The organism is Schaalia sp. ZJ405, assembly GCF_011038885.2.
GTDB lineage: Bacteria > Actinomycetota > Actinomycetes > Actinomycetales > Actinomycetaceae > Pauljensenia.
Genome location: NZ_CP064952.1, coordinates 1,973,993 through 1,989,525, shown reverse-complemented (window position 1 = coordinate 1,989,525; position 15,533 = coordinate 1,973,993). Strand labels below are relative to the sequence as shown.

Genomic DNA, 15,533 nt, shown 5'->3' with positions numbered 1-15,533 from the left:
GGATTCTGTGGAGTGTGGGAGAATGGTCAATGGCAAAACTGTCATTCGATTAGGAGGCTCCTGTGCCTATCGCAACCCCTGAGGTCTACGGTGAAATGCTCAATCGTGCGAAGGAAGGCAAGTTCGCCTACCCCGCGATTAACGTGACCTCGTCCCAGACCGTTACCGCTGCTATCCAGGGCTTCGCCGAGGCCGAGTCCGACGGCATCATCCAGGTTTCCGTCGGTGGCGCTGAATACGCTTCCGGTTCGACGATTAAGAATCGTGTCACTGGTTCTCTCGCTCTTGCTGCCTACGCCCATGAGGTTGCGAAGAACTACGGCGTGACAATTGCCCTGCACACCGACCACTGCGCCAAGCAGAACATTGACTCCTGGGTTCGCCCGCTTCTGGAGCTTGAAGCCGAGCAGCACGCTCGCGGTGAAAACCCGACCTTCCAGTCGCACATGTGGGACGGCTCGGCTGTTCTCCTTGATGAGAACCTTGAGATTGCGAAGGAGCTGCTTGCTCTGTCGGTCAAGGCCAACACGATCCTCGAGATTGAGATCGGTGTTGTCGGTGGCGAAGAAGACGGCGTCGTTGGTGAAATCAACGAGAAGCTGTACACCACCACTGAAGACGCGCTCAAGACCGTTGAGGCTCTTGGCCTGGGTGAGAATGGCCGTTACCTGACGGCTCTGACTTTCGGTAACGTCCACGGCGTGTACAAGCCCGGACACGTCAAGCTGCGTCCTGAGATCCTCGGAACCATTCAGGAAGAGGTTGCGGCCAAGGTTGGTTGGAAGAATGACCGTCCCTTCGACCTCGTGATGCACGGTGGTTCTGGTTCGACGGCTGATGAGATCGCCCTGGCTGTTGCCAACGGTGTGATCAAGATGAACGTTGATACAGACACGCAGTACGCATTCTCCCGCCCGGTTGTTGACCACATGTTCCGCAACTACGACGGCGTGCTCAAGGTCGACCAGGAAGTCGGTAACAAGAAGATGTACGACCCGCGTTCGTGGGGCAAGGCCGCTGAAGCTGGTATGGCTGCTCGTGTTGTTGAGGCCTGTGAGCGCCTGGGCTCCGTCGGCACCAAGATGAAGTGAGCTGCTGAACACGAATTTGTCTCAGTCCTTCGCTGACTGAGACTGGAGGGCCCGTCACGCACCCGCGCGACGGGCCCTTTCGTGCGCGCAGAACAGCGCCGCGCGCCTTAACGAGGACGAGGCAGGCATCCCATCAGTGCGTATTGTGATGAGTTGAGGACTGCCCACACCCGTTGACGTTTTCAGCGAAATTCACTCTAAAACGGGACAAGTGACACAAGTTCGTGATGTGATTAAGCCAGTTCCGTATCACTCAAGGACTCAGTGGACATTCACAAAGAAGGGGATGCGAACGATGGAACCAGTGTGGACCCGAGTTGAAGGCATGATCATCGGGCGCGATCTCGATCCAATGAAGGTCGCACAGCATCTCCGGGAAAGTCAGATCCTTGCCCAGCTTGAATGGTTCTCGTCCTCGCCTCAGCTCCTGGGACTGAACGTCGCGGTTGCCGATGGCGCTGTCGCGACGGTTGCGGCAGGGGAATCGGAAGTCACATCGGGACCCTCCGTGGAAGACCTGGCCGAAGAGATCGCCGTGCTCTATGACGCGGAGGTACGGATTGGGACGCACAGCGTTGATCACCTCCCTCAAGGTGAATCCCCACTGGCGGATGCCTGGCCTGCTGATGAGATTGAGGACCAAGAAGAGCCAGTATCGCGAATCGTTGAGATTGGACGGACCCCGGCCTCGTCCGTTCCTCTGCTGGCCGCCCTGGAAGGGATCGACCTGGGGAGCCTCGAACTCAGTGACGACCACCGTGCGCTACTTGCGGAACTTCCCCCAGAAAAGGCCGGCTGGAACTTCGGTGATGTTCCGCTGGTGACCCTGTCGATGACCGATGGGGAATTCCAAGTCTTCCTCGTTACCGATGATCACCTAGAGCATATCGTTGCCCATAACTGGGATATGGATTCCCTGATCGTCGCAGGCGGGAACGAATCCCCCGACGCGGTTGCCGCCGAAACAATTGACCTCGTGGGTGACCGGCCGGATCTTCGTCAGATTGCCACATATGTTCCGGGAGCCGATGTTGACGCCCTCGTTGACTCCACGAAGACATCCGGTGAAGATGCGGTCTGGAAGGTCGTTCACGCCCTCGGACTTCCCTCGGGTGTCGCGGGCTTCCTTTTAGGCGCACTCGACATCGATCACGTTGAAGAGGTCACCGTGCACCGCGCCCGCGGGGTCTCCAATGCGATTGGCCGCAGCGTTGACATCATGCTCGGTGAACCTGAGTCGCGGATGCAGCCGCTGTGGAACTCGTACGAAAACATCGCCGTTCAGCGTCCGTGGCTCATTCACTGCGCGGCAACATTTGAGGCAATTATCGGATCGGGGCTCCTGGTGTCAGCCGTCCGAGCAAAGAAACCACGCTCGGGTCTGACCGTCTTTGCAGGTATCGCCGGTTCGCTGATGATCGTTGATTCCCTGGCGGAGCTGTCGCTGGCGAAGTACGTTGCGCGCCGCCGTCGGCGCAATAGCCCCGAGGACTGAGGCAAGGCCCCCATTTATCGCCCCGACAGCGCCCCTGGATCTAGACACCCAGAACGCTGTCGGATTCGCCTCGTTGGCCGTACCTGACGAGGCGAGGCCGCAGCGCCTATTGTCGTGGGCTGATTCCTACTTCCGGAGGGCGTCGGCTGGGAAAATCTGGGGGTAGTCGGTGAAAATCCCGGTCACTCCCCAGTCAGCCAGTTCTTCTGCGCGCTCAACGGTGTTGACGGTCCACACATTGACATCGAAACCAGCGTCGCGCATACGCCCGACCTCGTCCCGTGTGAGCCCCTCGTTGTCGGGGTGGATTGCGCGGCATCCGATCTTTCCGGCGCCCTCTTCCCACGTGGGTCCGGGTTGGTTGTCGCGATCGAAAAGCCATCCGAGAGCAACGTCGGGGTATGCGTTGTGGAACGCCGCAAGAGCGTCGTGGTCGAAGGACGACACGATGAAGCGATCGGGGGTAGCAACGCGGTCAACAACAACGGCGAGGTTCTCAATGAGTGTTTCGCGCAGGTGTGTTCCCCCTCGGCACGGCTTGATTTCGAGGTTCATCCCCAGGGAGGCGGTATTTGCAAATTCGACGACGTCGAGGGCCTCGGGGATACGCTCAAAACGATACGTATCGGAGAACCATGAGCCCGCATCGAGTGTGCGAATGTCGGAGAATCCGAGGGTGTAGTAGCCACCTTTTCCGTTCGTTGTGCGGTCGAGTTGATCATCGTGGATGACGATGAGTGACCCGTCGCCGATGACGTCAACGTCGAATTCGATCCAAGAGGCTCCCACTTCCATTGCCTTTGAGAATGAGGCAATGGTGTTTTCGGGGGCCAGCGATGATGCCCCTCGGTGGGCAAAAATTCGCGGATAGTTCGGCATGGTGGGGCTCCTTCGTGGGGACCGCCGTCGTGATGAACGAGGACGAGGTGGCGCTTTTCTCCGTGCGATTATCCCACCGCCGGGCGTCCGGTTTCTACCAGAGATCCTCAGACACCGCAGCGGTGGAATGTGTGCCGTTGTTCAGTTCTGTATCAACGAGGACGGCCTCGTCGCGTTTTTGCGGAAGAACGGTTTCGACATAGGAACGGATTGCTTCGTCGAACGACGGGTCAGTGTGTTTTTCCTTCCCAAGGAACCACCGATGATCGAGGAACTCGTGGAATATCTGCGCGGGTTCGAGCTTGAGAGCAAGCTGCGGTGGAATCGCCTCGATGACGGGTTCGAACACATTCGTCAGCCAGTCGTGGGCCACAATCTCCAGGGGAAGGTGCGACTTTCCGGTGATCGCACGGTAGGTGTCGATGTCGTTCAGTAGGCGTTGTGCCTGGTGCTCACCAACATCCATTCCGGTCAGGCGCATGAGCTTGCGATGGTGATGACCGGCGTCGACCACCTTTGGTTGAATATGCAGGCGTCGCCCCGATTCGTCGGAGGTCATCTGGAGTTCACCGACGTCGAATCCGAGGTCGTTGAGGCGGCGAATCCGATCGACAACTCGATACCGCTGATTGTCATCGATTGTTTCCGTGCTGGTGAGCTCGCCCCAGAGGTCCTCGTAACGGCTCCGAATGCGGTCGCCCACCATGACAGGATCAGAGTCAGCAGGGAAGTAGGTTCCGGCCTGAAGATCCATGAGCTCACCAATGATGTTGGTGCGGGCCAGATCAACGTCGTAGGTGCGTTGCCCGTCGGTGAGTTTCGGGTGGAGTTCCCCTGTTTCCGCGTCCACGAGGTAGGCGCTGAAAGCGCCGGCGTCGCGCCGGAAGAGGGTGTTGGATAACGAGACATCTCCCCAGTAGAAACCGTGCAGGTGGAGGCGGACAAGGAGAACAGCGAGGGCGTCGATGAGTCGTGTTGCGGTGTCTTCGGTCATGTGCCGGGAGAAAAGGGCGCGGTAAGGCAGTGAGAATTGCAGGTGTTCGGTAACGAGGACGCCGTTGAGTTCCTCACCGGTTGCTGACCGGCGACCGGTAATGACGGCTGTCGGAGTGACCGAGGGGGCGTCCATGCGCGTGAGGTCACGCAGGAGCTGATACTCACGGTGGGCAACGCTTTCACCGATTTCCTTGACGGCGATGACGCGGTCTGAGAGGTGAACAAAGCGGACGACATGCCGGGAGATCCCTCGGGGAAGTGCGGCGAGAATGCTGCTTGGCCATTCTTCCAGGGGCAGTTCCCACGGCAGGTCAAAGAGCGCAGGGTCAACGGTTGCCGCGGTAATGTCCATTGCGTGAGGCATGGGTGTCATTCTTCCACGTAAATGCGGTTGAGATGACTGTGGGCCTCACCCCAGAGGAGGGACAGCAGTGAGGCCCACAGACGTCGTTAGTGCGACGAGGATCGCGGTTGATCAGTGCAACGATTAGGCAGGAAGACGCTGTCCTGTCGATGCGGAGAAGATATGCTCCTCGCCGGGGCGAATACGCACGTGGATTGTTTCGCCGGGGTTGGGTGCGGTACGCGGGGCAACGCGGACGATGATCTGGCTGGAACCCTCACCGGATCCAAGCTTCTCATCGTTGGCCTCTGAACCAACAAGCTCACCGTAGATGAACGCGTCGGAGCCGAGTTCTTCAACGAAGGAGATGCGCACCGGAATTGAGTGCTCATCTGTTGAGGGGACAACGTCAAGAGATTCGGGCCTAAAGCCGATCGTCACCTTGCCCTTGTCTTCGGCGGTGATTGCATCGAGCGTGGTCTTCGACAGCTGAATTTTTGCCGCACCGATCGTTGCCACGTCGCCGTCAACGGTGAACTGTCCAAGATTCATGGCGGGTGAGCCAATGAATCCGGCAACAAACACATTCGCAGGGGTGTCGTACATTTCGCGAGGTGTGCCAACCTGCTGAAGTAGGCCATCCTTGAGAACAGCGATGCGGTCACCCATTGTCAACGCTTCAGTCTGGTCGTGGGTGACGTAGACGGTGGTGACGCCGAGTTCGCGCTGGAGTGATGCAATCTGCGTTCGCGTCTGCACACGCAGTTTCGCGTCGAGGTTCGACAGCGGCTCATCCATGAGGAAGACCTGCGGTTTACGGACAATCGCGCGTCCCATAGCGACGCGCTGACGCTGACCACCAGACAGTGCCTTGGGGCGACGCTCGAGGTAGGGCTCAAGGTCAAGGATGCGGGCAGCTTCCTCAACGCGCCTGTTGATTTCGTCCTTCGGTGTTCCCGCGATCTTCAGGGCGAAGCCCATGTTGTCGCGCACCGTCATGTGCGGGTACAGCGCGTAGTTCTGGAAGACCATCGCGATGTCGCGGTTCTTCGGTGGAACGTCGGTGACATCGCGGTCACCGATGAAAATCTGGCCGGAGTTGACGTCTTCGAGTCCTGCGAGCATCCGCAAAGATGTGGACTTTCCACAGCCCGAGGGGCCAACAAGAACAAGGAATTCGCCGTCGGCGATCTCAAGGTTGAGTGAATCAACAGCGGGTTTTTCAGCGCCTGGATAAACGCGAGTCGCTGCTTTGAATGACACAGTTGCCATAATGATGTCCTCCCACCGGCAGGTACGTGCCGGACGATCCGAGTGGGTTGTGATCCCGCGGATGAGTCACCGCGGCGGTGCATTGCGACGTCTGCGTCGCGCACTAGTGTGAAAGATAGCACTCACAGGTCACCGTGTATAGGTTTTCGAGGAATTGTCCAACTGGTGGCGCTGCGGCGGGAACGATAGCTGTCTTCTGAGCCGACCCAAGCTTCCGAATCGGTCAGCGTTGTCCCCCTTGAGGGTCTGTTTCCCCAGGACGGGACGATCTTGCAGTCACAGTGGCCATTGTGGAACCTTCGCCCACCGTGGCCGTGTCGGGTCCATACCGATCTTGCGTGCGTTAAGGTTTCCGCCGCCGGGCGGGGGAGAGACAGGCTCGAAAGTCTACCCATCTTGCGCGCGCAAAGATTTTCGGTAGCGACGAGTCGGTGGGTTCCCCGGTTCTTCCCCGAAATTCCCGGTCAACGGGACCCGTCGCCGATATTGCCAGTGGTGCGCTGTAACCTTGGGAGCGTGGAATCAGGCGATGAGATCGGGGGATACCGGCTGCTTGAACGCCTCGGCGCCGGGGGAGCGGGCACTGTATGGCTCGCCGAGGACGGGGGTGGCAGCCCCGTTGCATTCAAGCTGATTCATCCTGCGCTCGCGGCGTCCGAAGAAGCTCGGGCGCGATTGGTTCGCGAAGCCCGAACGGTGAACTCTGTGAAAGACCGGGGAGTTGCCCCCGTTCTTGACGTGGAAACAGATGCGTCACTGCCCTTTGTTGTGTCCGAATACATCGAAGGACCAACGTTATCTGCTCTGATCGCTCAAGGACCGCTTCCGGGTGCCGGAGTGGTTCATCTTGCGGCCCACCTCGCTCGCACAATCGAGGCTGTGCATCACGCGGGAGTGATCCACCGCGACATCAAACCATCGAATATCATCTGTTCCCCCTACGGACCAGTCCTCATTGACTTCGGCATTGCGATGAGAGACGAGGACGAACGCCTGACGATGACCGGTCTTGTCTCCGGAACAGCGGGATACACCGCTCCGGAGATTCTTCAGTCCCGCCCTTCCGACGAGGCATCAGACTGGTGGGCGTGGTGTGCCACGGTCCTCGCATCCGCAACGGGACGTCCTCCTTTTGGTGGGGGAGACCTCCAAGCGGTGATGATGCGAGTCCTCAATGACGATCCGGATGTTGCCGGCCTTCCCGCCGATGTCGCTTCACTTCTTCGTGACGGAATGTCCGCTGATCGAAACCGTAGGCCCAGTCCCGGATTGATTGTTGCTCACCTCGCTGCGGCAGTGGGCATGGCACCCAGCGACACCGAGGACGAGGATCTTCCCTGGCCAGAATTGATGAGTCCGATTCGCCTGGATTCGTTGAATGCCGCAACCGAAGCGATCCCCACGGATCCTTCGACAATGGCCATGTCGACCTCGGCAACGCGGATGTTCGCGAATCCGGCGATGCCCACATCTATGTCTGCACCCGACAATTCTTCGAGGACTGCGTTCCTTGACCCAGCTGCAACGGCGGCGGATGAACTGGCCACCTCGTCCTCGCCCCCAACAATGGTCATGGGAACTCACGGGTCCGAAGAACGCCCCCTTTGGGTCACCCCGGATGTCGCAGCAACCCAGGCCCTTCCCAGTGGAGAGGTTGTTCATCGCGAAGAGGGTGACTCGTGGCCCGAGGAACCACCGGAGTATTTCTCCGCTGATCCACAACAGTTTGCGTGGCCGGATGGCCCCTATCCTGCTCGCGTTGAACCCGACGTTCCACCAACGCTGTGGTTCTTCGGTGCGATCCTCATGATGCCGTTGGCTCTGCTGCCGCTCCTGTGGGGAATAACGGGAACTGTTCTTATCGTTGTGATCCTCGCTATCTTCACGGTCGTTGGCAAAGCGATTCGGTGGCGACGACGCCGGTGGTGGCGTCGCGGGGGGCGTCGTGCCTCGGACACGGTCGCGATGGTGTTCGTCTCCCCGATCGTTGGGATTCCTGCGCTTGCTGGGACAACTGTAAGCATCGGAGTCTCATGCCTTTTCGGCTATGCCACGTGGGTCGCGGTGACGATGGGGAGCCTGGGGACACCGGAATGGGATGTTCCGTGGCAGATGATGATATCGCCGATATCGCCGATCTCCACTGTTCCTCTGCTGGGTGATCCGCAGTGGGCACTCACTGCGGGGGCGCTGTCCTGGGCGGTCCTTGTGCTGACGTGGCTCATGCCGTCATCGGGAAATCTTCGTGAGGGCGTGAGCATGATGCAGCCTCCGGCGTGGGTAAAAATCAGCGTTGGTGCGATATGTGTGCTCGCGGTGCTCGTCGCGTCACTGTTCATCACGGGCACACTGGGATAGCTTCAGGCGTGAATTCTCAACAAAATCCAAGGGCTCATCTGGGGTGCGGTGATACGGCTCACGTGCGAGGATCGGCGCTTTCCCTGTGGATGGGTAGGCGTTGCCGAATAACTTTCGTTAATGTGTCCATGTCATGTAATTGAAGGAGGCAGCACGATGGCGAAGAGAAAAGCATCGGACAATTCCGTTCGACTCAAAGCTCAGCAGATACGTGAAGCCCAACAGCGGGCGGACCGGCGCATGAGGAACATTGTCATCGGTCTTGTCGCCCTCGTTGTTATTGCGGTGGTGGCAACCGTCGCCGTGGTCATCGGTTCGCAAGTTCAGAAACGAAACAACGCTCTTGACCTGTCAAAGGCGCAAAGCGACTCGGCAACGATGGAGAAAGCGAACGCCGCCCTCGGTCAATACGCGCAGGGTGCGCCGATTGTCCTGACAAAGGGTGGGATCGGCACAGCAGATCCTTCGCTGCCGACCCTCACCGAATACTTCGACTACTCGTGCCATGCATGCGCAGACGTTGACGTCCTGATAGGAACAGCGCTGACGGACGACGCGATCGCTGGAAAGTACAACCTCGAACTCCAGCCCGTTGAGACCATCGGAATGGAATATATGGCACCGGCGACCTCGGCGTCCCTCATCGTGGCGCAGAAAGACCCTCAGCACTGGGTGGACTTCCATCACAAGCTTCTGAAGTTCTTCGCCAGCCAGTTCAACAAAGGCGAGGGGCGTGTCATCAAAGACACGGATGCCTCGTGGAAGCAGGTGCAGAAACTCGCGGCAGAGGCTGGTGTTTCGCAGGACATCATTGACACTTTCCCGGTGGATGTGGTGTCGAACTACCTCGCCACGTCGACGCAGGCATGGAAGACCGCGCCGGTTGAGGGGCGGGACCCGAATTCATTCGGAACACCTGAGTACGTCAAGGATCACAAGACGCACATCACCCTCTCAGGTAAAGACGCCCAGTCACTGGCCAATTCCATTCGCTCAGAGCTTGGCATCGCCGACTAAGTGGGCAAAGTCACGAGGGTTTTTCCGGGGTGGGGCCGGATCTGATTCGTCCGGACCTACCCACTCGTGGCAAACTTGTCTGCGCGCCGTCTTAGCTCAGTTGGTAGAGCAGCTGTCTTGTAAACAGCAGGTCATCGGTTCGAGCCCGATAGACGGCTCCACAAATAAACGGCTCGGATTCAACGAAAAGTTGGTCCGGGCCGTTGCGCATACATGTTCAGGTCTAGCCATTCGTGCCGGCCAGAACATGGAGTCACCGGCCTCAAAGCCACCCCCCCCGGTCCTCGGTTAGGGCAACGCCCAGTTAACGGGTGAGGAGCCAAGCTGCGTGAGGATGTCATTTGCCCGTGAGAATGGCCGCGACCCAAAGAATCCGTAGCGCGCAGACATCGGAGACGGGTGAGGAGACTTGATGATCGGCACGTCCGTGAGTCGAGGTTCGAGAGTTTGGGCGTCGCGTCCCCAGAGGATCGCGACCAGCGGGAGGGGCGTCCCATCCGGTCCGGTTCGGTGAACAAGAGCGTCGATCGCGCATTCGGTCACCTCTTCCCATCCGCGTTTGCGGTGCGAACCCGGGGCGCCGGGACGGACTGTGAGCACTCGGTTGAGTAGGCACACTCCTTCTCGTGACCAGGGGGAAAGATCCCCGGACGTTGGGCGGGGGATTCCCAGGTCCGATTCCATTTCGGTGAAGATGTTGCTCAGTGACCGAGGGATCGCAACTCCGGGGGCAACGGAAAAACTCAGTCCCATTGCGTGACCGGGAGTTGGGTAGGGGTCTTGGCCGACGATGAGAACTTTGACCTGGTCAAACGGATAGGTGAATGCGCGCAGCACGTCGGTTCCGGCTGGCAAGTAGTTGTAGCCCTCAGCGATTTCGCGTCGGAGCATTGCGCCGAGTTCGTGAATTCGGGGTTCAACGGGCGCGAGCGCACGGGCCCACCCCGGGTCGACGAGTTGGGCGAGTGGTTGCGGTTCGATGTCAGTCACGTCCTCGAGAATACTCAATTGGGTCGCGGGAATGGGTGCGTGAGCGGCAACGAATGCACCGGGGGAGGGGTGCGAGGGCGTGTCTCGTTGTGCGCTTGGACCACCTCGTCGGGCCTCACGTGAAAAAGGGACGAGGACGAAAAGGAACGAGGACGAGGTGGCATCCAATGTGGATGTCATAGGTTGAGGACCACGTTTTCCCCGGCGCGCCCGAATGGAATGCTCATTGTGGGCGTTCGCCGGTTAACCTGTGCGTGTGAGCTCTCAGTATCCAAAGGATGAATTCGATGTGGCCGGCGAAGATATGCCGATTGGTGTCCATCGCCCGCAGCCCTCGAAGTGGAAGAACGTGTGGCCGTTCCTGGTGATCATCGTCGTTGTGCCTCTCCTTGCGTGGGGAGCCAGCGCGCTGTTGGTCAAGAGGGGCGTTGTCCCGACCCCGCAGTCCGCTGGTTCGGCGGTTGTTGCCGGTCAGAGCGGTCAGCAGGCGGCTGAATCCGATATGCCTCAGTCCGCCCCGCAGACGCAAGACGCGCCCGCTGCCGAAGAGACTCCAGCTGAGCCTGAAAAACCGGAGCAAGCTGAGGAGCCGGTGAATCATCAGGCTCGCATTGCGGTGCTCAATGGCACAGGCGTTTCAGGTCTTGCCGCTGAGAAGGTCACGACTTTGACTAACGCCGGATTTACCGGTGCTTCCGCGGCGAACGCGGATGGATGGCAGACTGCGCAAACAACTGTCTATTACGCTCAGGCCTCGTTGGAGGCAACCGCTAAGGCCGTTGCATCGGAGCTGGGGATCTCTCACGTTGAGGAATCCTCGAACATTGGTGACACGGATATCGTCGTCATTCTTCGCTGAGCGGCGTCCTCGGTAAGGACTCTTCGCTGAGAGCGGAGAGGGGATCTATGCCCCGTTCTCATCTTGCACTCGACGCCCGAGAGTGCCAGACTTGGCGTTAGCACTCCCACAGGGAGAGTGATAAGACCACATGGGTGACGTGAGGTCGCACCGGGGAAGCCCACAGCGCTCCCACGGGGTTGGCCGTCCGTCGCGGGCACGGAACCCAGATCCGCATCGCGGAAGGAATACCGACAGATATGTCCAAGATCATCAACTTTGACGAGGAAGCTCGTCGTGGAATGGAACGCGGCCTCAATCAGCTGGCCGACACCGTCAAGGTGACGCTGGGCCCCAAGGGTCGCAACGTTGTTCTCGATAAGAAGTGGGGCGCCCCCACGATTACGAAGGACGGCGTTTCCGTCGCTAAGGAAATCGACCTTGAGGATCCGTTCGAGCGTATCGGCGCCGAACTCGTCAAGGAAGTTGCGAAGAAGACCGACGACGTTGCCGGTGACGGCACAACTACCGCTACCGTCCTCGCTCAGGCGCTGGTCCGTGAAGGTCTGCGTAACGTAGCCGCCGGTTCCAATCCGATCGCTCTCAAGCGCGGTATCGACCAGGCTGTTGTCAAGATCGTCGAACAGCTCCACACCGACGCCAAGCCGGTTGAGACAAGCGAACAGATCGCCGCAACCGCATCGATCTCCGCAAATGACCCCGAAATCGGTAAGCTCATCGCCGAAGCCTTTGAGAAGGTCGGTGCCGAGGGCGTCGTCACCGTTGAGGAGACCAACTCCTTTGACACGACGCTGGAAACCACCGAAGGTATGCGCTTCGACAAGGGCTACCTGTCGGCCTACTTCGTTACTGACACTGAGCGTCAGGAAGTTGTCCTCGAGGATGCCTACGTTCTGCTCATGGACTCGAAGATCTCGAATGTCAAGGACATCGTTCCCGTCCTTGAGAAGGTCATGCAGACCGGTAAGCCGCTGGCCATCATTGCCGAGGACGTCGAGGGCGAAGCCCTCGCAACTCTCGTTGTCAACAAGATCCGCGGCACTTTCAAGTCCGTGGCTGTCAAGGCCCCCGGCTTTGGTGACCGCCGCAAGGCGATGCTTCAGGACATGGCGATCCTCACCGGTGGCCAGGTCATCTCTGAGACCGTTGGTCTTTCTCTGGAGAACGCCGACCTTGACCTGCTGGGCCGCGCCCGCAAGATCGTTGTCTCCAAGGACGAGACAACCATCGTCGAGGGTGCTGGCGACAAGGAAATGATTGACGGCCGTGTCCGTCAGATCCGCTCCGAGATCGACAACACCGATTCCGACTACGACCGTGAGAAGCTCCAGGAGCGCCTTGCGAAGCTCGCCGGTGGCGTTGCTGTGATCAAGTCGGGTGCTGCAACTGAGGTTGAACTCAAGGAACGCAAGCACCGCATCGAGGACGCCGTGCGTAACGCACGCGCTGCCTCCGAAGAGGGCCTCGTTGCCGGCGGCGGCGTTGCCCTGATCCAGGCTGCGAACGTTGCCCTGGCCAACCTTGAGCTTTCGGGCGATGAGGCAACCGGCGTGAACATCGTTCGCGTTGCGATCTCCGCTCCGCTCAAGCAGATCGCTGAGAACGCCGGCCTTGAAGGTGGCGTTGTTGCGGACCGCGTGGCGTCAATGGAAGCCGGCCACGGCCTCAACGCTGCGACCGGTGAATACGCTGACCTCATGGCCGAGGGGATCTCTGACCCGGTCAAGGTCACCCGTTCTGCGCTGCAGAATGCTGCGTCGATCGCCGGCATGTTCCTGACCACCGAGGCCGTTGTTGCCGACAAGCCTGAACCGCCGGCTCCCGCCGGTGGTGAAGACGGCGGCATGGGCGGCATGTACTGAGCCGACCCGTCGACCGAATCGACATCACAGAATCACCAACGCTCTTCCTAGGGAGTTCATGATTCGTTAGCTGTGGGGCCGTTCCCTTGGGGAGCGGCCCCACAGTCGTCTGATCATGAACATCAGATGCGTGTTGCAAGCACGCCGTGAACATCTCGGGGGACCTTTTAGCCGGTGATCCCTCAACTCGTCTCTGGGCAGAGAAATCATATGGTGTTTGGTTCACTTCGCCGAGCAATGTGGGCCTCGTGATTGCACATCAACAGCCGGACCTGAGGCTCGCAGCGAAAACGTCGATGATGTATCGATGCTGAGCATGTTCACACGTCATCCCCACTGCCAAGAACAACCAACATTACTCACTAGACATGATGTGTGTCACATCGTATGATCCTCCGTGTAGGTCTCGATCTTGAGAGTGTCTATTGAGGGTCTGGACTGCTGTGAACGTGTGAATTCTGGCGACTATTCCACACGTTCATCTATTAACGAATACCTGGCTCAATAAGTCAGGACAATCTTGAGGATTTTCACTCCAGTGGGGTCATGATGAACGGTCTCAAGCGTTTTTTCTCGCAGTTGAAGATTGAGAAACTGGCGAAGTCCTTCGTCTATTTCGCAGCTGTGTTGCTCTTCCTTGCGCTGTTCTTCCAGGAATGGCCGATCATCCGTCGTGGAATAGGCTTTGTTTTCCTCTGGTTCCTCTGCTGGTCATTAGCAAGCACCGATCCATTTCGAGACCGTGGAAAGAACACCAAGGTGTAGCTCGAAGATGTTGTGAATGCTGGTGTGGGGCTGCTCATCACCCGGCGAAGAGGGCAGCAGACTGTGCTTCAGCATCCGCATAGACACTGGCAGCCGTATGCATCTGCGTGCTGATTGACTCAAGTGCCGCATCGACCTGCGCTTGCGTGGCCTGCCACTGGGCCACGCAATCCTGAAAGTTCATCTGCGCAACACCGGTCCACGAACTCTCGAGCTCAAGCAACTGGGCAAGCATCGTCTGCACCTCTTGTCGGATCCGCTCGGCAGTGAGTGAAACGTTGGTTGCCGAAGATGCAACAAGCTGCGAATCAACCATAAACGTTGCCATCAGAGTGTCCTTCCATGTGATTGAGAAACGTGGAATCACGGTAGAACGCACACAGTGCCTAGCGCACAAAGGGACCGTCAGCCTGTGGATAAATCTGGCCTTGCGGAGAATCTGTCAACGGGACACGACGTTGACCACAACGTGTGGATAACGTGTGAGACTCAACCCGCGTGGGATCAAAAACGCGGATCGGTGGTCTCAGCGCCCTTCAGGCCCCACGCGAGCCAGAACGCCCTATTCGCGTGTCGACGGCAAATCGATCGACTCGATCGCACTTTCCAGTGATGACGTGTTTTCCGCCTCGTCCTCGTCCCCCGAATTCTGATCCTCAACGGGCTGAAGAACCGGAATGGAACAGGTCACCGGTGCATCGTCAACGGGAGCAGACGACGCCTTCTTGAGTGAACGCTTCTTGATAATGAGCGTCCCGGTTGTCGTCATCTCGTCACCGGATTCAGCGCTCGTGTCAGCCTCGTTGACGCCGTCACCCTCGTCGGTAGCGAGGCAAGCGGGGTCGAGGTCGCAGAGCTTTTCGTCAATCTTCGTCAGCTCAACTTCGAGATTCGCTCGGGCCGGGGCTTCCCAGGTGTCACCGAGCGGGGACTGATAGAGAGGGTCGTAACTCAGGAGAGTCTTGACCAGGGCGCGACGACCCGTGAGGTAGGTGAGTTCGTCGAGATCATCCAACTCAAGCCGGAGCTTTTCGCGGAACTTCTTGTAATCCTGCGGCGAGGACGCCAGAACCGCAAGGTCAGCATCAACAACAACCTGCGCGTCAGAATCAGAGCGCGGGGCGCGGTGCCGGGTAAGAAACGCGATGAGTTCGTCAATACGAGCAACGATATCTGAATCCACTCCGAGCGTCGTCAGGCGATTATGCGCATGATCAATGCAGCGCGTTGACTGCCAATTCGAGGGATTCTTGAACTTCACCTCAAGCGACTTGTTGAGGAAAGCCCCGTGGTACCACGCGGAAATGCGAAGAATATCGGGGTCATGCGCGGTGTCGGCGATCTCATCGATGCGGGTCAGCATGTCGATCAGGTGACGGATCGTGTGCAGATGACGGTCAGGCGTGCACCAGTGATCCGCAAGATCGCGGGCTTCCTGATGTAGCTCAACTGTCGGCGCGGTGGCGCCGATTTGCTGCAAGGACTCGACGAACGAATCCAGCAGCCACTGAGGTGCCTGTGCACCCATTGGCTCGCTCCTGTCAGAGGGGAATACGACGCAATGGTAGTGAACTTCTAAGAAATCAGTTAGTTTCGGTGGTTGGAA

The 15,533-nt window shown here is 58.7% G+C and carries 13 protein-coding genes and 1 tRNA gene; 8 read left to right on the top strand and 6 right to left on the bottom strand.

The features are described from left to right. The first annotated feature begins 62 nt into the window (after positions 1–62). Both fbaA and G7Y41_RS08425 read left to right on the top strand, forming a co-directional pair. The gene (gene fbaA / locus G7Y41_RS08430) at positions 63–1,091 is read left to right on the top strand and encodes a class II fructose-bisphosphate aldolase (protein ID WP_165315585.1); all 1,029 of its coding nucleotides are present in this window, start codon (positions 63–65) and stop codon (positions 1,089–1,091) included. Positions 1,092–1,386: 295 nt separating this feature from the next. Next, positions 1,387–2,586, top strand: coding sequence for a hypothetical protein (locus tag G7Y41_RS08425; RefSeq protein ID WP_165216557.1), 1,200 nt, complete (start codon positions 1,387–1,389; stop codon positions 2,584–2,586). A 126-nt stretch (positions 2,587–2,712) separates the two neighbouring features. Here the strand turns inward: G7Y41_RS08425 and G7Y41_RS08420 are convergent, their stop codons facing one another. The 3 genes from G7Y41_RS08420 to G7Y41_RS08410 form a co-directional block, all read right to left on the bottom strand. Then, positions 2,713–3,465, bottom strand: a complete 753-nt coding sequence (locus G7Y41_RS08420; protein WP_165216555.1) for a glycerophosphoryl diester phosphodiesterase — start codon at positions 3,463–3,465, stop codon at positions 2,713–2,715. A 94-nt stretch (positions 3,466–3,559) separates the two neighbouring features. Further along, on the bottom strand, positions 3,560–4,825 hold the full coding sequence (locus tag G7Y41_RS08415) for a DUF4032 domain-containing protein (protein ID WP_231367279.1): 1,266 nt from the start codon (positions 4,823–4,825) through the stop codon (positions 3,560–3,562). Positions 4,826–4,948: 123 nt separating this feature from the next. Continuing rightward, the gene (locus tag G7Y41_RS08410) at positions 4,949–6,076 is read right to left on the bottom strand and encodes an ABC transporter ATP-binding protein (RefSeq protein ID WP_165216554.1); all 1,128 of its coding nucleotides are present in this window, start codon (positions 6,074–6,076) and stop codon (positions 4,949–4,951) included. Between the two features lie 516 nt (positions 6,077–6,592). On the opposite strand from G7Y41_RS08410, the gene G7Y41_RS08405 reads away from it, so the two are divergent. The 3 genes from G7Y41_RS08405 (at position 6,593) to G7Y41_RS08395 (ending at position 9,612) form a co-directional block, all read left to right on the top strand. Continuing rightward, entirely contained in the window at positions 6,593–8,434 is a 1,842-nt protein-coding gene (locus tag G7Y41_RS08405; protein ID WP_165315584.1) for a serine/threonine protein kinase, read from the top strand. A gap of 156 nt (positions 8,435–8,590) precedes the next feature. Then, positions 8,591–9,451: a DsbA family protein gene (locus G7Y41_RS08400; protein ID WP_165315583.1), complete on the top strand. Its 861-nt coding sequence runs from the start codon at positions 8,591–8,593 to the stop codon at positions 9,449–9,451. Between the two features lie 85 nt (positions 9,452–9,536). Next, positions 9,537–9,612: transfer RNA gene (locus G7Y41_RS08395), tRNA-Thr, on the top strand. Positions 9,613–9,739: 127 nt separating this feature from the next. On the opposite strand, the gene G7Y41_RS08390 is transcribed toward G7Y41_RS08395, so the two are convergent. Continuing rightward, positions 9,740–10,441, bottom strand: coding sequence for a uracil-DNA glycosylase (locus G7Y41_RS08390; RefSeq protein WP_165217743.1), 702 nt, complete (start codon positions 10,439–10,441; stop codon positions 9,740–9,742). Positions 10,442–10,697: 256 nt separating this feature from the next. On the opposite strand from G7Y41_RS08390, the gene G7Y41_RS08385 reads away from it, so the two are divergent. The 3 genes from G7Y41_RS08385 (at position 10,698) to G7Y41_RS08375 (ending at position 13,927) form a co-directional block, all read left to right on the top strand. Then, positions 10,698–11,300 (top strand): LytR C-terminal domain-containing protein, encoded by a 603-nt coding sequence (locus G7Y41_RS08385; protein WP_165315582.1) that lies wholly within the window; start codon positions 10,698–10,700, stop codon positions 11,298–11,300. Positions 11,301–11,539: 239 nt separating this feature from the next. Continuing rightward, positions 11,540–13,162, top strand: a complete 1,623-nt coding sequence (groL, locus tag G7Y41_RS08380; RefSeq protein WP_165216550.1) for a chaperonin GroEL — start codon at positions 11,540–11,542, stop codon at positions 13,160–13,162. A 546-nt stretch (positions 13,163–13,708) separates the two neighbouring features. Further along, the gene (locus G7Y41_RS08375) at positions 13,709–13,927 is read left to right on the top strand and encodes a hypothetical protein (RefSeq protein WP_165216549.1); all 219 of its coding nucleotides are present in this window, start codon (positions 13,709–13,711) and stop codon (positions 13,925–13,927) included. Positions 13,928–13,964: 37 nt separating this feature from the next. Here G7Y41_RS08375 and G7Y41_RS08370 read toward each other — a convergent pair whose 3' ends face one another. Beyond that, complete coding sequence (locus G7Y41_RS08370; protein ID WP_165216548.1) at positions 13,965–14,255, bottom strand: WXG100 family type VII secretion target; 291 nt, start codon at positions 14,253–14,255, stop codon at positions 13,965–13,967. Between the two features lie 234 nt (positions 14,256–14,489). Then, positions 14,490–15,455, bottom strand: coding sequence for an HD domain-containing protein (locus G7Y41_RS08365; protein ID WP_165315581.1), 966 nt, complete (start codon positions 15,453–15,455; stop codon positions 14,490–14,492). Positions 15,456–15,533 lie beyond the last annotated feature (78 nt).